The following is a 16,725-nucleotide window of genomic DNA, read 5'->3' on the forward strand; positions in this document are numbered from 1 at the left end:
ACGATCTTCGCAGCTGACCTCGCAGCACGCGCCGATCGCAGTCGCCCCCCCGAACCGAAGGGTCGGCGGTACCGATACACGCCTGGGAGTGGCTTTGCGGAGATTGCGAAGTCAGGCTTGATCCTGCTATTCCGCGCCCCATAGCATTACCGGCGATGAAGGTTGCCGGCTCGTACCGTGTGCACGTTGTCGCCCCAGGAGACGATGGCGCGTCCGAGTGGGACGCCTTCCTTGCGACGGTGTCGCGGGCCCCCTACCAGCAATCGTTTGCGTGGGCCGTGCTGAAGGCGACTCAGGGCTGGCGCGCAGCTTCGATGACGCTCACGCGCGACGGCTCGATTCACGGTGGCGCCCAGCTTCTCTACAGGTCGATTCCGTTCGTCGGGGCGGTCGGCTTCGTCGCGCGCGGTCCCATTCTCGCGTCCAACGATCCATTGCTGGTCGCAGCCGCCGCGGACGGGCTGAGGCTACTCGCCGCCACCTGCGGCGTGACGTACCTCGTCGTGCAGCCTCCCCGGAGGTATATCGACGATGTGTCTCCTCGGCTAGCGCAGGACGGCTACCGGACCGCGCCCGAGATCATGGCGCCGCTCAACACCACGACGTGCGTTCTGGACCTCAGCCGGGGCACGGAGGCGATCCTGACCTCGATGCGGAAGAGCACCCGGCGAAGCATCCGGTTGGCCCAACAACGGGGCGCCTCGGTCCGCGACGGGGGCGCGGCCGACCTGCCGATCTTCCATTCCTTGCTTGCCGCCACCGCTCGACGTCGCGGCTTCTCCCCGCCCCCGGCCTCGTTCTTCCGGGCCGCGTGGGACACCATGGCTCCCAGCAGAATGTTGCGGTTGGCAGTGGCGGAGGTCGACGGGGAGCCTGTGTCGGCGTTCCTCTGGGTGGTGTTCGGCGACACCATGAATTGCTGGCGTGGTGGCTGGTCCGGCGAGCATCCCCGACGACGCCCGAACGAGGCGCTGGACTGGGTGGGGATTCGGTGGGCGGCCGCGCAAGGGCTGCGGTGGTACGACTTCCAGGGCGACGCCGACTACACGCGAGGGTTCGGGGGATGCAGGCTGACCTCGCCCGGCCCGCTGGAGCGGGTTATGAGCCCACTCCTGCGTCGGCTGTATCCACCGGTAATCCACCATGTTCTGGACACCAGAGGCATCTCCCGGTTGAAGCAGGTCGTCCGGTCTCGCGGCTGGCCCGGCTCGACGAAGTAGATCGTGTGGCCGGCACACGAATCGTCTCGACCGCAGTGGCCTGGCGCGGAACGCCAGCTCTCGGGCCGTTCGCGCGCCGAGGTAGTCCGGTTCAGCTCCTGCCAGGCAGATCATGTGAAGAGCGTTCGTCGTATCCGGCCGGAGAGTTCCGCGTCGCCCCAGCCTTCCGACCTCGAACCGCCGCCGACGAACCGGAGCGAGACAGTGCGGCGATGATCAAGACCGTCGAGCAGCTCACGGCGAGTCCGAGCGCGGCGCCGCCGACGACATCTGTCACGTAGTGGACGGTCTGCACCAGCCGTGCAGCACCGATCGCGATCACCAAGAATCCCGCAAGCCAGGCAACGCCGGTCCTCGTCCTCGCGGAGGCCCGCGTGGCCCTGAGCGCCACCACGACCGTCACCGCGGCCGCGGTCGCGAGCGCGACGTGACCCGAGGGATACAGCAGCGAGGTGCCGCCGTCCGGCCGCTGGCGGTGGACGATCTCCTTGACCAGGAGCTCGACGACGAGACTGGCCGGAGCGGCGAGGAGGGCGAGAAGCGCTGCGTCCCATCGCCTTCTCCACCACGACGCCGCGATGCTCGCCAGGACGGTGAGCACGACCAACGGACCGACGGCGTACGCGATCGCCCCTGCGATGGAGTCGCCGCTGGCTTTGACGGCCTCTTGCCAGTCCATCATTCGCGCGTCGACCGGACCAGGAGAGCGCGTGTGCCAGACGAGGACTGCCAAGAGCACGACCACCAACGATGCGGTCGCGGCGGTGACCGCGGCCCAGGGCGGCCTGAGCGCCGGTGCCCCTGCGGCCTGTGGGTCCGACCCGGCCTCACCGTGCGACATCAGCAGCCCGCCACAGGCATCTGTCGGATGAACGGCAGAGCGTCGAGCTCACCCCGGTCGTCCGGCCCTGCGCGGATCTCTCGGGCCGGCCCCGTCCCTCAGCGAACTTCGTCGAGGGAGCCGGGGGCCCGGTCGTTGGCCCGTCAACTCATGTCGTGCTCCCGGCGCGATGCTCGAACCGACCGTCACGGATGCACCAGGGGTGGGTCCGGCCGGCCGCGGCGGATGAGTAAGGATGTTGAGCACGAAAGCGGGGTTGTTTCGCAGGTAGCGCCGCCAGAGTCGCCGTGGCTCCCGTCTGAGTCGGTAGGCCCATTCCAGCCCGCTTCGTTGCATCCAGCGAGGCGCTTGGGGGACGGTCCCCGCGTGGAGATCGAACGCCGCGCCGACCCCGAGCAGAGCGTTGGCATCCAGTCTTCCCACGTGCTCGGCCATCCAGCGCTCCTGCTTCGGTGTGCTGAGACCGACCCAGACCAATTGCGCATGCGAGTCGTTGATGGTCCGGACGATGTCCGCGTCCTCCTGCGGGGTCAGCGGCCGGAACGGTGGCGACAGGGTCCCTGCGACCCGCAGGCCCGGGATGCGGCCGGCGAGCCGTTCCACGAGCAACTCCGCAGTCGAGGGACCTCCGCCGTAGAAGAAGGACGACCAACCACGTTCGGCCGCTCTAGCGAGCATCGCCAACATCAGGTCCGGCCCGTAAACGCGACTGACCTCGAGCCGGCCGGCCCACCGGGCCGACCACACCATCGGCATGCCGTCAGGGGTGGTAAGACCCGATCGGTTGTGAATTCGGAGCAGCGCCGGGTCCCGCTGACATTCCATCACGCCGTGCACGCCGGTGACGCACACGTATCTGTGCTCGTCGCGGTCGACCCAACCGGACACCTCGTCGACCGCGGAGTCGACGGTCAAGCAACTGATCCCCACTCCGAGTACGTCGACCCGCGGCGGACCGTTCGTCGTCGGCGGAGCCGGACGCTCAGACGCGGTCACGGCTCGTCAGCATGGTCTCGATCCACTCATAGGTGGGGACGAGCCCGTCACGCAGGGACGTCGCTGGCTCCCAGCCGAGGACCTTGCGAAGCAGTGAGTTGTCGGAGTTGCGTCCTCGCACCCCCTGCGGTCCCGGGACGTGCTCGAGGCTGATGTCCCGCTTGCCTGCCAACTCGGTGACCATATGCGCCAACTGCTTGATTGATACCATCTCGTCGGTTCCGAGGTTGAGCGGCTTCGCGTAGTCGGACTGCATGATGCGGTAGATGCCCTCGACGCAGTCATCGATGTAGCAGAACGACCGCGTCTGCTCCCCGTCACCCCAGATCTCGATGCTGTCCCCGTCCTCGGCCAGCGCGACCTTCCGACAGATTGCCGCCGGAGCCTTCTCCCGGCCGCCGTCATAGGTCCCGAGCGGTCCGTAGATGTTGTGGAACCGCACGATGCGCGTCTCCATCGGATATTCGTCCGCGTAGTAGGAGCAGAGCAGCTCGGTGAACAACTTCTCCCACCCGTAGGCGTCTTGGGGCTGGGCCGGATACGCGTCGCTCTCCTTCAAGGGCACGACGTCGGCCTCGGTCTGCAGGTACTCGGGGTAGATGCAGGCCGACGAGCTGTACAGGTACCGCTGTACCCCGTTGATCAGTGCGGCGTCGAGCGTGTGCAGGTTGATCAGCGAGTTGTTGCGCAGGATCTCGGCATGGTGCGTGGAGATGTAGCCCATGCCTCCCATGTCCGCGGCAAGGGCATAAACCTGGTCCACCCCGCGCATCGCCTGCAGCGCGGCGTCCCACCGGCGCAGGTCCAGCAGCTCGAACTCGTCCGCGTCCACCTCGGTGTACTCCGGGTACTTCAGATCGACTCCGCGGACCCAGTACCCCCTCTCCTTGAGGAAGGTGACGAGGTGGTGTCCGATGAAACCCCCTGCTCCGGTGACGCATACTCGCTTCATCGCTGCTGTCCTTCCGTTGATGGTGCGGTGCTCAGTGGACTTCCAGACGCTGCCCGGCGACGATCGATCCCCCTGGTCAGCGAGCGGTGGGTCAGCGCGTTTCAGTAAGCGCCGCGGCTCTTCACGACGGCAAACATGGTCTTCCAGATGATCAGTGCATCGAGAGCGAGCGACCACTGCTCGACATAACGCAGATCGAGCCGGACCGACTCCTCCCAGTCGAGGTCGGAGCGACCGCTGATCTGCCACAGACCGGTCAGACCTGGCTTCACGAACAATCGGCGTCGTGCCTCGCCGTCGTACCGCCTGTCGGTGACCGGCAATGGGCGCGGGCCCACCAGCGACATCTGCCCGCGCAGCACGTTCACTAACTGTGGTAGTTCGTCGAGCGAGGTTCGGCGGAGCCAACGCCCCAATCGGGTGACCCGAGGATCGACGGCGATCTTGAACAGCTCTCCGGTCGCGTGCCTGTTCAGATCCTCGAGACTGGATCGCAGCGCTTCGGCGTTGCGCACCATGGTGCGGAACTTCCACATCGTGAACTCGCGCCCCTGCCAGCCGGTTCGGGCCTGCCGGAAGATCGCCGGACCGGGGCTGGTGAGGCGGATGGCCAGCGCGATCGCCACCAGCAGCGGTGCGAGAACGATCAGTGCGGTCAGCGCCACCAGTCGGTCCAGGAGCGCCTTCGCCACGCGACGGCCACCCGCCAGCTGGGGCTCGTCGACGTGCAGCAACGGAAGTCCGCAGACGGGCCGTATCGCGATCCGAGGACCGGCTACGTCGATCAATGCCGGAGCGACGAGCAGATCGATTCCGGACTTGGCCAGACTCCAGGAGAGGGTCCGGAGCGCAGGACCGTCCATCTCCGGGCAGGGAAGCACCGCCACAGCGTCGGCACCGGTCACCCGGAGAGCGAAGTCGACGTCTTCCAAACCGCCTAGAACCGGCACATCCAGCGGGATCAGGTCCGTGGACCCACCTGGGACACAAGCCCCCACGATTCGCATCCCGTGATGGATGTCGCCGCGCATCTGCCTGGCCAGTTCAGCACCTGCTCGGCCGTGCCCTACCAGGAGGACATCGCTCATGAAGAGCCCGTGGCGTCGCTTGCGGTGCACCCACTTGCGAACCAGGTAGCGCCCCAGCAGCGTCAGGAGCGTGGCCACCGGCAGAGCGACAAGGACGTAACCGCGCGCAATCTCGGCCTTCGTCGCCCAGGACCCGGTCGCGACGGTTGCGATCACGACGACCGCGGCCACGAGGGCGCGACGGAACTCCTCGAACCCGACCGACAGGAAGCGGGCCTCGTAGGCACGAGCCGCCGCCATCGCCGCCAGCCAGAGAAGCGGCAGGCAGGCGCCGAGCGCCAGATACTCCCACCTCGGATTCTGCGAGGACGGTTCGCCGAAACGGGCATAGTAGGCGATCACTCCGGCGACTAATGAGGTGATGAAATCCAATCCGATCACCGTGCGGACATAGCCCCGCTCCCACGGTCGGCGCGACGAGCGCAGCACGGGTAGCTGGGTCAACATCATCTGGCTCTCGCCCGCTCCGGCAACTCTCACGCCGTGACCCCTTTGTCCGTGCGTTCACGTCACCCTGTTGCTCGTCGATCCGCGGCGGAGCGTGAGCATGCCGGGGTCCAACCACCCGAAAGGACCAGTCGAGCAAGGAGGAACGCGCAGATGATCACAGCGCTCTCCGCAGGCGAACATCAACGAGACCGGCTCGGACCTGAGCAGGAATCGGTTCAAGCTCGCCGTCGACCTCGCGCCGGCCCGGTAGGTCGGCTCCACGCCGCCGCGCTGCAATAGGCCAGTTCCTCACCCACACTGGGAGGACGGGTCTCGCGCTCTGATCTTCCAGGCCGCCTAGGGGATCGCCGCCGCAGCCGTGAAGGCGAGCCGGACCGGGAGCCACTTCGGCGACGGCCCTAATGCCCTGACCGCCGGCAGGCGAAACAGCTGCAGCACGTCCCTGGCCTCGGCCCGTCGACGAACTCGCAGTCGGCGATAGGCCCCTGCGAGGATGAACTGATTGATGAAGTCTGCCTGCCAGCGTCGCACCTCCCGCTCGGGAACGACGCCGGTGTCGACGGCCTGGTCGAACACCCTGCCGAGGGTCTCGATCGTTCCGGGATTCCACATGCCGGTGGTGGCCGCAGCCTCGTGGATCGTGTAGGCGCAGGTGCTGACGGGCATGCAGCGGACGCCGTAGCGGGAGAACAGCCTGACCCACATGGCAGTGTCGGCCGCGTCGCCCACCTCGGGCTCGAACAGGCCCGTATCGACGAGGGCGGCCCGGCGCACGATCACCATCGGTTCTCGCACGAACGAGGAGTTCCGCAGGAGCCGCCGGAGCGCCTCGCTGGGCGACAGGTACTGCTCGCGCTCGAAGGTCTGCTCGCGCCGCTTGGCGCCGTCGCCGTCGACGATATGGGCTCCGAAGACCAGGACCTGCTCGTGGGGTGGTGTGCGGCGAAGGCCGTCGATCATGGACTGCCCACACCCGGGCAGCATGAGATCGTCGTCATCGAGTTGTTGGACCCACTCGCCGGTGGCCAACTCGGCCGCGCGGTTCATGTTCTCGACCAACGGCAGGGCCGGACGGTTGCGGACGTAGCGGTACCCCCCCGGCCACTCGTCGAGTAGACGCTTCACGGCGTGCCCACTGGTGTCGGCGTCCGAGCCGTCGGAAACCGTGATCTCCACCTGTTCCGCGACAGATGCCATCGCTGTGACGACCGACCGCAAGGCTCGTTCGAGCAACTCCGGACGATTGCGGGTGGGCATGGTGAGAGAGAGAACAGGGCTCGCCACGAGGGCACCTCCAGACGAGTGGCTCGGTGACCGGAAGGCGGGAGTGTCGGAGAGTACGCGGCGGCAGCCTGCGCGACCTAGGTGAAGCCTTCTACCACCTTGTGCCGGAGGTTTCAACGGGCACCGACTCGATCGCCAGGCACGCCGCATGGGCGTTATGCAGTTCGGCGCCGGCATGGTGATCGAGTTCGATCAGCCGGAAGATCCTCTGCTCTCGCCGCAGGACCCTCTCGCGATCCTGGACTGTGCGGTTGCGTCGGTAATGTATCCGCGCGAAGGAGCGAGGTAGCCCTCACACACCGAGTCCGCCGGCGCAGCGCGCCGGAAGCGCTGCTCACGGGTTGGAGTCTCGGCGCCCGTGCCGACGAGCAGATCACGGCAGGGTCCGTCGTCGACGACGAGGAAGGAGCGCTGGGTGCTGTCGGACGCGCGGGAGCTTGCCGGAGACCAGCAGGTCGAGACGGACATCTGCATCGTCGGTGCCGGGCCGGCAGGGATCAGCATCGCCCGCGAGATGATCGGCAACGGCGCTCGGGTCATGCTGTTGGAAAGCGGTGGCAGGGAGCCGGAACGCCACGCGCAGCAGTTGAATCGGGGCCAGAGCGTCGGCTACCCGATCCACCGGCCGCACCAGTCACGCGTGCGGGCGTTCGGCGGGACGACCAGGCACTGGACGCGGCCGGGCGACGAGACCTGGGCAGCTCGTCCCCTCGACCCGATCGACTTCGAGGTCCGTCCTGGGATCCGCCATTCCGGCTGGCCCTTCGACCGCGCTCATCTCGACCCCTACTACGCGCACGCACAGGAGTTGTGCCAACTCGGGCCGTTCGATTACGACCCGGATCGCTGGGCCGACCCGGAGCGGACCCCGCCCCTGCCGCTTCTCCCCGAGGCGGTCGAGACGACGCTGTTCCAGCACGGGACAGCCGACTTCGGCGGCTACTACGAGGAGCTCGTCCGGGCCCCGAACGTGACGCTTCTGTTGCACGCCACCGTGGTCGAGCTGGTCACCGAGGTGGATCCCGACTGCGTGGATCGGGTCGAGGTGCGGCGTGAGGACGGCTCACGATGCTCAGTGCGGGCCCGGTTCGTGGTGTTGGCCGCCGGTGGCATCGAGAACCCGCGCCTGCTGCTGCTCAGTCGCGGCGTCCGCGGTAGCGGGCTCGGCAACGACCGGGACCTGGTCGGGCGGTTCTTCGCGGAGCGGATGTCTGCACGCACCGGATACATCGTCCCGGCGTCACCGAATTTGCTCGCCCGCACCGGCCTGTACCCGGTCCACGAGGCCGCGCCCGGGGTGCGGGTCCAGGGGGCGCTGCGTCTCCGCGACGCGGTGCAGCGGGAGCGGCAGTTGCTCAACTGCGCGTTCTTCCTGCTCCCCCGACCTCCGTCCATGACGGCGGAGGCCGTCCGGTCGGTCGCAACCCTGGTCAAGGCACGCCGCCGCCGGCCGCTGTCGCCGGGGACGGCGGGGCACCTGCTCAACATCGCCACCGGTCTCGGGGACCTCGGCATCTACGCCCGTGACCGCCTCCGCCGGTCCGACGACAGGGGCGCTGTCCTGGCACTGCGCGCTCAGGGCGAGCAGGCGCCCGACCCCGGCTCCCGGGTCACGCTGGGCGCCCGGCGCGACCGGTTCGGCCTGCCTGTCGCTCAGGTCCACTGGCGCCCTGCCGCGTCGGACCGCGCCTCCATCCGAGCAACGCAGGAGGCGATCGACGAGGCGTTGCGGGGGGTGGGGCTCGGGCATGTCGAGCTCATGTTGGGTGACGAGCACCCGCCGGCCCTCGTGGAGGGCAACTTCCACCACCTCGGCGCGACGAGGATGCACTCCGACCCCGCCGCAGGGGTGGTCGACTCCGACTGCCGGGTGCACGGTGTCCGCAATCTCTACGTGACGGGCAGCTCGGTGTTCCCGACGTATGGATGCTCCAACCCGACACTCACGGTGGTGGCGCTGGCTCTGCGCTTGGCCGACCATCTCAAGAAGCAGCTGGCCGCTTGAGCCGGAGACGGCCGGAAGGGGGCGCATGATCACGCCGTCCCCTCGACCGAGCAGAGGTCGACGGCTCCGGTGGGGCCTCGTCGCAGTGGGTTGTGTGCTTGGGGTGATCGTCGCGATCACCCTGGCAGGCCAGGCCCTCGCCCCGCCGACACCCCCTCCGGCGCCCGCGACTCCCCCGACGAGCGCGCCCCCGCCGCCCGGACCGAAGTGCCTCACATCGGCCGGCGTGGCCATCGGTGTCGACGACGACGGGCAGGACGTGGTGAACGCACACCCGCCCGGCACCACGTATGTCGTCAGAGCCGGGACCCACCTGCGGAACTTCAGCGTCCAGCCGAAGTCCGGCGACACCTTCTGCGGGGAGCCCGGCGCCGTGCTGGACGGTGGGCGCAGCCTCCCGACCGCGTTCTCGGGCGGTTCGATCGACGTGACCCTGGACTCGATCACCGTTCGGGACTACGACAGCGACAGGCAGGGAGCGGCCATCCAACCCGAGCCTCGCGCACGCAGCTGGCTCGTCCGCAACGTGTCGGCCCTGCACAACTCCTGGGCGGGCCTCCTGGTCGCCGACGACATGCGGATTCTCGGTGGCCACTACAACGACAACGACCAGCTGGGGATCGGCGGCAACGAAGCCACCGGAATCATCCTGGACGGACTGGACGACGACCCCACGACCCTGGACGGGCCCGAGCTGGCGCGCAACCACACGCTGAGAGCCCCGTGCGAGTTCGAGGGCGGGGGCATGAAGTGGGATGTCGGACAGGTCACCGTCCGCAACGCCTACGTCCACGACAACGATTGCAAAGGGCTCTGGGCCGACATCAACGCACACGACGTGCTCCTCGAGCACAATCTGATCGAGGACAACCGGGCAGAGGGCATCCTCTACGAAATCAGCCAGGACGCGACCATCCGCGACAATCAGGTGTTCCGCAACGGATTCGGCTCCTCGGGCTGGTTCTGGGGCGGCGGTATCACCGTGGCGTCCAGCTCAGGCGTTCAGGTCTACGGCAACCGCCTGTCCGGCAACTACAACGGGATCGTCGGGAGCCAGCAGGACCGGCCCGACTCGACGCCTCCCGAGCACCTGCTCGACGGCTACCACGCCCAGGACAACCTGATCTGCGCCACGGGGGACGGAGGGCACCCGACGGGCGTGGCGTCCGACAACGGCGCCGATCTGGCCGCCCGGGACATCAGCTTCACCGACAACACCATCCAGTCGGCTCCGTGTGAGTAGTGGACGCCGAGGTCGGGGTTCGTCGTGACGCGTCAGTCACCTCGGCTGCGGGCGAGCGTCACCGCTTGCAGGACCGCGGAGGCTGCCGCGTCGGGGAACAGGACGGTGTTCGTCCGCCGTACCCCCTCGCGGAGCGCGGTGGACGTCGCCGGGTCGACCGTACGGTGCATGGCCGCGGCTAGCGCACGAGCATTCCGGGGATCGACGACGATGCCGTTCACGCCGTCGCGGACGATCGTTCCGGCAGCTCCGGTCATCGGAGAGACGACCACCGGGGTACCGGTCGTCAAGGCCTCGACGACGACGCGGCCGATGAGGTCCTGCAATGTCGGGAAGACGAACGCCTGGCACGCCTGGAGCGCTCCCTTGAAGTCGGCGTGGTCCACCGCCCCGAGGAAGACGACGGATTCCTCGACGTCGAGGCTGCGGGCGAGCTGTGCCAATGCGGCCTGTTCCGGGCCGTCTCCGATGACCCAGAGCGTGCACGGACCGAACTCCCGCCGGTAGGCCGCGACCCCCTCGATCAGCAGGTCGATCCCCTTCGCCGGGATGAGCCGGCCCGCACTGACGAACAGCGGGGTCCCCTCCGGGACCGGAGAGGCACCGGAGGGCAGGCTTGGCTCCAGCTCCGGTGGCAGGCCGGCCAGCCACCAGCCCTTGACGATCCTCCTGTGCGGCACCCTGAGTGTGCCGGTCACGTAGTTCATCGCCAGCTCGTTGTTCGCCACGAACGCGTCGACGAGCCGCGCGGCCAGCCGGCGGACGGGTAGCTTGAAGGCGGCGGTGCCCGTGCGGCCGAGGTGCTGGTAGTCCCCCTCGACCAGCGAGACCACGCTGCGGCCTCGCCTCAGCGACTTGGAGAGACCGGCGAACAGGCCGACCAGGCCGAGCTCGTAGACGACGATGACTTCCTCCGGCGCTCGTGCGAATCTCATGAACAGCCGCGGGCCGACGACCTTGAGAGTCACCGGGTGCTTCCGCTCATCCCCGGGACGTCCGAGCGTGACGACCCGGCCCAGCGCCCGGTCCCCGTCCTGTGCCTGCGTCCAACGCAGGTCACGGACCGTCGCGCCGGCCCGGCGGGCCGACTCGACCAGGTACGGATGAGGGGAGCTCTCATCCCTCGAGGCCCACAGAATACCCGGCGTCTCTCCCCGCCAGGCCCGTCGCCGGATCACCTGGCACTCACCTCCTCCGGCCGACCGCCATCGCACGACGAGATGGTCGGGGCTCAATTCGTCCAGATCGCTTCCAGAACACCTGACGCAGGAGCATCGTCCACGCAGCGGCCGAGGGGCACATAGTTGATCTGCGGATGGTCCGCCACGCTCGGGTCTAGGCAACGCCAGCAGTCGACGATCGTGACCGACTCCTTGCTGCCGAGGAATTCCTCTGCCTTGAGAGCGCGGAAACGCGCATCCGCCGTGGTCACGACCACGAGCGCTGCATCGGCGAGCGCGGCATCGATCGATTCGGCGACGAGCGCCTTGTCACGGAAGGCGTTGCGGGCGCCGTCCGTCGCGAGCGGGTCATAGCCGATCACCCGCATTCCCGATTCGGCCATTGCCAGCGCGAGGGCGACGCCCTGGGATTCTTCGACGACATGGGAGAGTGGCTTGTAGGACAAGCCCAGGACCGCCGCGGTCCGCCCTTTCTGAAGATGCGGCGCGATCTTCGTGGTGATCTGTGAGGCGGTGGACCTGTTGTAGCGATGATTGGCGACGAGCAGGTCGCCGTTCGCCCCTACCTGTTCGCAGAGGAAACCCAGCGCGACATTGTCCCGAGGAAAGCAGGGTCCCGCGAAGCCGAGACCACCCGTGAGATACTTGCGCCCGATACGGGCGTCCGATCCGAGTGCATCGCTGACGACATCCACATCGCCACCAGGAATCCGCTCGCAGATACCCGCGAGGGTGTTCGCGAAGGAGATCTTCATCGTGACGTAGCTGTTGAGCGCGATCTTCGCGACCTCCGCATTCTCGATGCTCATGCGATGCACGACCGGATCCCTCAGGCAGATCCTGCGATTCACTTCCTCCAGAGCATCGCCGGAGCGGCGGTCGAATTCTCCGATGAGACAGAAGTCGGGATCGAGGAAGTCGTGGATGACGCTACCGAGGGCGATGAACTCCGGGCTGTAGCACAGGCCGAAGTCCTTACCGCATTCCTTGCCCGAGGCAGACTCCAGAACGGGCAGCAACCCATGACGGGTCGCGCCCGGGAGTACGGTGCTGGTGAGAACGACGACGTGATAGCCTTCCTTCCTCGCGAGCGCCTTGCCCAATCGTTCGAAGGCGAACTTGACGTACTGCAACTCAAAGGCGCCACGACTGTCGGTCGGGGTCGGCACGATGACGAAGCTGATGTCGCTCCCGAGCACCGCTTCCTCATGGCTTGTGGTCGCGCGGACCTTGTCACGATGGGCGGCCATCACCTTGTCGAGGTCGGTCTCCTGGACCGGCGCACAGCCCTCGTTAACCGCCCGGACGGCACTCTCCGCGATGTCGACACCGATGACGTCGAAGCCCCGCGAAGCCATGCCCGCGAGCATGCTTGCCCCCAACTTGCCCAAACCGACCACGGAAATGCTCTGAATCATGACCTCGTCCTCACGCTGCGAATGCTCGCCCTGACCGGATAAGCTCGGGACGCTCCGCGAGCAACTCCGCATAGCGTCGCGTCCAGTTCCGATCCCACTGCTGGCGCGCGATCCATACGAGCGGCTCACGAAGGAAGGTCGGAAATTCGCGGATCTCCGCCTGGAGCGCAGCCTCGTTCAAGAGGTGCCAGCGGGTCTTGCGACAGATGCGGGAGAGGCCGGATTCATCGAGCTGCCAATCCGCGTCCTCCAACGTCATCATGATCGACTCGACGAGACGACGGTTGGCGAACGATTCGATACCACCCTGGTTGTGGGATTCACCCTTCGTCGCCATGTGCACGATGTGCCGGTAGTCGTGGTTCTGGTGAACTGCCGTCACGCATGCGCTGGCATCGATGAGCGCACCTCCGAGACGACGCGCCCGATATACGAGCCAGTTGTCCCAGTACCAGCGCCCCAGGGCGAACTGAGGGATCTCACCGAACATGCCGCGGGGGTAGACGAAGTAGTCGATCGCACTGAAGTCGTGCAGCGTGCCATCCCTCGCCGCGTCGCCCCGAAGGATCTCGGCCCATTCGGGGTTGGCGAAGTCGATCGACTTCTCCATGTCGTAGTCGATGCGTCGCCCGCCCATCACGAACTTCGGGAGATCAATCTTCGCCGCGGCTTCCAGAAGATCCTGAAAGAGGACGATGTCCGCGTTCACGTAACACATGCGCGAATATCGTGCCACCTCTTCCGCCCGCCGGAAGTATCCGTTCATCAGCGGGGTGCCGTATTCGTTCACCTCCACATCCGGGATGTGCCGTATCCCGAACTCCGCCGCAACCTCCGCTGTGCCTTGCTCATCCCCGAACATGATGATGTCGATATCCGGGTGCAGCCGCGTCCAACTCTGGATCGCGTTGCGCTGGATCATCCCGATGTGGCCGACGAAAGGCTTCGGCAGGGTGAACAGCGTGATCATGGCCGACGGTGGGAGGTTCGCGATGTGAGGGATCACTGGATCACCTTCTCGCCACGGGCGCGGCGTCCGTATCGGTCTTCGGGCCGAACGTAGGTCTCTTCGGGGCTGGTCTCGATATCGACCTCCGGTTCCCGGCCGAGCCCGGTCGAAGTGGTGGAACGGGGGCCGCCGCCAGGAGCCGGCTCGCCGCTTGCCTGCGCGCAACAGCGCCCGCGACGGCGATGGCCATTCCGGTCACGATCCCTTGTTCGAGACCGGGGACCCAGGTGAGGTACCAGACAAGCTGCATGGCCAGCAACGGGGCCAACACACCGGGGTCGAACAGCCGCCAGCTTCCGAGGTGGACTCTCCACAGGCGACGCAGCAGGCCGACGGTGAGCGCGAGCAGGGCGACGAGCCCTCCCAGGCCCGCCCGGATCATCGTCTCGATGTAGAAGTTGTGAGGATGGGCGTCGATGTTCGTCCCTTCCACCGTGCGCGCGAACCCACTGCCGAACGGCTCGCCCAGGAGCCAGTTGACCGGGCTCGCCGACCAGCTGTCGACGAGGTCCTGCCAGCCCTCGACCCGCCAGGTGACCGACCCGGTGCTCGTCACGGTCCCGGGCGGGGTCTCGTCGCGTCCCAGCACGTCTCCGGCGAAGACCACGGCCGTGAGGACGGAGGCGGCGGCGACGAGCGCGATCGATCGCGCATTGAGACGGCGACCGCGCAGCAGGAGCACCGCCACGCCGACGAGCAGCGCGAGCCAGACGGTTCTGCGGTCGAGTGCGATCACCACGATCAGCAGCACCACTCCCAGCCAGCGGACCCACCGCGCCTGCCCGGGCTTCAGCCAGCAGGGGATCGTCAGGAGCAGCGGTCCGGCCAGGAAGAAGGTGTAGGGCCCGTCCAGGACGCGGACGGCGGTGTCGACGCCGTTGATCTCGGCCGGCACACCGAAGTCGATACCGGCGTAGAGGTGCAGCCAGCGGGCGCATGCCAACAGCACCATCAGGCCTGCCGCCAGCAGCCAGATGCGACCGATCCGGTCGTAGAGCCCGGCGGTGGGCCGGTACGTCGCCATGTACAGGGCAGCACCGACGAAGAAGAGGTACTGCCGGGAATCGCTGACGGCTGACTGTCCGTGAGCGGCGATGCCGAGCAGCAGCGACACCAGCAGCACGGCGCCCAGCAGAACCAACCAGTACTGGTACCGGCCGAGGCGACGGAGCCTCAAGCACCTGGCCACCGCGGCCGCGAGCACGACGACGGCCACCAGATCGGTGGCCCCCACGCGCATACCGCCCAACCTCACCGAGGGTACGTCCTCGTAGAGGAATGCAGCCTGGACGATCACCGAGAGGAAGACGAGCGCGGCCCCGACCTCGGCCCGCCTGATCGTCAGGTCGAGCAGGGCGAGACAGAAGCCCGCAGCGAGCACCGCGACAAGGCCGATCACGACGACGGTCATCGCTCCTCCTCGGTCACCGCGAGATCCGGCGGGCTCAGGACCAGCGACGCCACGCGCTGTCGTCGCCCGTCGGGTGGACCCAGCACGCCGGCCTTGGCCAGCCGGAGCCAGAGGTCGGCGCGGACGCCTGCCACTGGGCACAACCGGATGCACAGCACCAGGGCGAGCGCCCCAGCTGCGATCTCCCCCGCCAGGACGGCAACGGCGGGGGTGCCTTCGAGAGCCCAGCGGACGCCGGCGACGGCCAGCGCCACGCCGATGGCGGCGAAGGCCGCGGGGACATGGGCCTGCCACACCCGCGCTGCCGGCAGTTCGAGCACCCGCCATGCCACGACGAGGTAACCGACATACCGCAGCAGCTCGGCGGCCGCCACCGCCGCGGCGATCACCCAGACACCTCGCGAGCTGAACGGCAGCGCGATCAGGATGAGTACGGCGAGCAGGAGAACGTAGCCGAGCTGCACGGCGACCGAGCGGTTCAGCTCCGCACGCGCCTCGGCCAACGATTGCGACAGCTGCGAGGCGATGTGGCATCCCCCGGCTAGCGCGAACCACGGGACCAACCAGGCGGCCGGCCCCCACTGCGGTCCCAGCACGACGGCGACCAGTTCCGGCGCTGCGACGGCCATACCCGCGCAGAGCGGGAACACCAGCAGGGCACCGAGCGACATCGTGCTGAGATAGCCTCGGCGCAGCCGGACGGGATCCTCCTGGACCCTGCTCATGGCCGCGAACGCCACGTTGGTCAACGCCGCGGCCAAGTAGTTGCCCAAGGGCTGGAATACCAGGTAGTAGGCCCGGCTGTACTGGCCGAGCACTGCCGGGCTCGCAATACGCGCGATGGTGAAGGTGTCGAGGTTCCCCCCGACGTAGTCCAGCACGTGAGCGACCTGCAACCGCGTTCCGTAGCCGCAGACGGTCCGGTAGGGCGGCCAACGCAATGCGGGCCGCATGGGATGGTGCAGGAGCGCGAACTGCCACACCGCTTGGATCAGCGTCGAGGTGACGGTGGCCGCCACCAGACTCCATACTCCGGCCCCGAGCAGGGCCAACGCCACGCCGACCACGAGGTAGCCGATCACGTACGAACCGACCGTGATCACCGACAGGGCACGGAAGCGCATTTCGCGGCGGAGCAGACCGAGACCGGTCATGGACCAGCCCATGAACGGGAACGACACCGCCAGGCCACGCAGCACCGGGGCCACCTGCGGCGTGTGGAACAGGTCGCCGACCGCCGGGGCCAGGAGCCACGCCAGCCCCAGACAGACCAGGCCGATGACGATACCGGCGGTGGACGCGGCACGGATTTCGTCTTCGCTCAGTTCGGGCTTCTGCACCAGAGAGGAGGCCAGCCCCATGCGAGCGAAGAACTGCCCGAACAGCACGACCAGGTTCGCCATCGCCATGAGTCCGAACTCGGCAGGATCGAGCAGGCGCGAGACCGTCGCGGTGTAGGCGAGATTGGCTCCCACGAGCACCACGGTGGACAGAACGGACCAGCTCAGGCCGGACGCGGCCTGAGCGGTCAGGTTCGCACGGCCGACGACCCCGCTGGTGTCGTCGCTCGCTCTGTCGGCTCCTGGCACGTCCACGTGTCCGCCCTATCGCACGGCCGAGACGGAGG

Annotated in this window: 13 protein-coding genes; 3 read left to right on the top strand and 10 right to left on the bottom strand. The window is 67.6% G+C overall.

What is annotated here, in order from left to right; translation table 11 throughout:
* Positions 1 to 155 precede the first annotated feature (155 nt).
* The gene (locus tag LWC33_RS18665; protein ID WP_233305686.1) at positions 156 to 1,220 is read left to right on the top strand and encodes a lipid II:glycine glycyltransferase FemX; all 1,065 of its coding nucleotides are present in this window, start codon (positions 156 to 158) and stop codon (positions 1,218 to 1,220) included.
* A gap of 91 nt (positions 1,221 to 1,311) precedes the next feature.
* On the opposite strand, the gene LWC33_RS18670 is transcribed toward LWC33_RS18665, so the two are convergent.
* From LWC33_RS18670 to LWC33_RS18690, 5 genes are all read right to left on the bottom strand, one after another.
* Positions 1,312 to 1,959: a phosphatase PAP2 family protein gene (locus LWC33_RS18670; protein WP_233305687.1), complete on the bottom strand. Its 648-nt coding sequence runs from the start codon at positions 1,957 to 1,959 to the stop codon at positions 1,312 to 1,314.
* A gap of 150 nt (positions 1,960 to 2,109) precedes the next feature.
* Positions 2,110 to 3,057, bottom strand: coding sequence for a WecB/TagA/CpsF family glycosyltransferase (locus LWC33_RS18675; RefSeq protein ID WP_504937539.1), 948 nt, complete (start codon positions 3,055 to 3,057; stop codon positions 2,110 to 2,112).
* Positions 3,044 to 4,009 (bottom strand): NAD-dependent epimerase/dehydratase family protein, encoded by a 966-nt coding sequence (locus tag LWC33_RS18680; protein ID WP_233305689.1) that lies wholly within the window; start codon positions 4,007 to 4,009, stop codon positions 3,044 to 3,046. Before LWC33_RS18680 ends, LWC33_RS18675 begins: the two co-directional genes overlap by 14 nt.
* Before the next feature lie 101 nt (positions 4,010 to 4,110).
* Complete coding sequence (locus tag LWC33_RS18685) at positions 4,111 to 5,547, bottom strand: sugar transferase (protein ID WP_233305690.1); 1,437 nt, start codon at positions 5,545 to 5,547, stop codon at positions 4,111 to 4,113.
* A 336-nt stretch (positions 5,548 to 5,883) separates the two neighbouring features.
* On the bottom strand, positions 5,884 to 6,831 hold the full coding sequence (locus LWC33_RS18690; protein ID WP_233305691.1) for a glycosyltransferase family 2 protein: 948 nt from the start codon (positions 6,829 to 6,831) through the stop codon (positions 5,884 to 5,886).
* A 415-nt stretch (positions 6,832 to 7,246) separates the two neighbouring features.
* Here LWC33_RS18690 and LWC33_RS18695 point away from each other — a divergent pair, with 415 nt between their 5' ends.
* Positions 7,247 to 8,836 (top strand): FAD-dependent oxidoreductase, encoded by a 1,590-nt coding sequence (locus tag LWC33_RS18695; RefSeq protein WP_233305692.1) that lies wholly within the window; start codon positions 7,247 to 7,249, stop codon positions 8,834 to 8,836.
* A 226-nt stretch (positions 8,837 to 9,062) separates the two neighbouring features.
* On the top strand, positions 9,063 to 10,079 hold the full coding sequence (locus tag LWC33_RS18700; protein WP_233305693.1) for a right-handed parallel beta-helix repeat-containing protein: 1,017 nt from the start codon (positions 9,063 to 9,065) through the stop codon (positions 10,077 to 10,079).
* 32 nt (positions 10,080 to 10,111) lie between these two features.
* Here LWC33_RS18700 and LWC33_RS18705 read toward each other — a convergent pair whose 3' ends face one another.
* From LWC33_RS18705 to LWC33_RS18725, 5 genes are all read right to left on the bottom strand, one after another.
* A complete protein-coding gene (locus LWC33_RS18705) occupies positions 10,112 to 11,047 on the bottom strand; it encodes a glycosyltransferase family 4 protein (protein ID WP_233305694.1) in 936 nt (311 codons plus the stop codon).
* A gap of 263 nt (positions 11,048 to 11,310) precedes the next feature.
* The gene (locus LWC33_RS18710) at positions 11,311 to 12,678 is read right to left on the bottom strand and encodes a nucleotide sugar dehydrogenase (protein WP_233305695.1); all 1,368 of its coding nucleotides are present in this window, start codon (positions 12,676 to 12,678) and stop codon (positions 11,311 to 11,313) included.
* 10 nt (positions 12,679 to 12,688) lie between these two features.
* Entirely contained in the window at positions 12,689 to 13,648 is a 960-nt protein-coding gene (locus tag LWC33_RS18715) for a hypothetical protein (protein WP_233305696.1), read from the bottom strand.
* 40 nt (positions 13,649 to 13,688) lie between these two features.
* Positions 13,689 to 15,098, bottom strand: coding sequence for an O-antigen ligase family protein (locus tag LWC33_RS18720; RefSeq protein WP_233305697.1), 1,410 nt, complete (start codon positions 15,096 to 15,098; stop codon positions 13,689 to 13,691).
* Positions 15,095 to 16,693 carry a lipopolysaccharide biosynthesis protein gene (locus LWC33_RS18725; protein WP_233305698.1) on the bottom strand — a complete coding sequence of 533 codons (1,599 nt, stop codon included), beginning with the start codon at positions 16,691 to 16,693 and terminating at the stop codon, positions 15,095 to 15,097. Before LWC33_RS18725 ends, LWC33_RS18720 begins: the two co-directional genes overlap by 4 nt.
* Positions 16,694 to 16,725: the final 32 nt, after the last annotated feature.

Source organism: Pseudonocardia terrae, assembly GCF_021343995.1.
GTDB classification, from domain to species: Bacteria; Actinomycetota; Actinomycetes; order Mycobacteriales; family Pseudonocardiaceae; genus Pseudonocardia; species Pseudonocardia terrae.

Coding starts and splice junctions, on each gene's coding strand:
- LWC33_RS18665 (WP_233305686.1), top strand. CDS start 156: ATGAAGGTTGCCGGCTCGTACCGTGTGCACGTTGTCGCCCCAGGAGAC.
- LWC33_RS18680 (WP_233305689.1), bottom strand. CDS start 4,009: ATGAAGCGAGTATGCGTCACCGGAGCAGGGGGTTTCATCGGACACCAC.
- LWC33_RS18685 (WP_233305690.1), bottom strand. CDS start 5,547: ATGATGTTGACCCAGCTACCCGTGCTGCGCTCGTCGCGCCGACCGTGG.
- LWC33_RS18710 (WP_233305695.1), bottom strand. CDS start 12,678: ATGATTCAGAGCATTTCCGTGGTCGGTTTGGGCAAGTTGGGGGCAAGC.
- LWC33_RS18715 (WP_233305696.1), bottom strand. CDS start 13,648: ATGATCACGCTGTTCACCCTGCCGAAGCCTTTCGTCGGCCACATCGGG.
- LWC33_RS18720 (WP_233305697.1), bottom strand. CDS start 15,098: ATGACCGTCGTCGTGATCGGCCTTGTCGCGGTGCTCGCTGCGGGCTTC.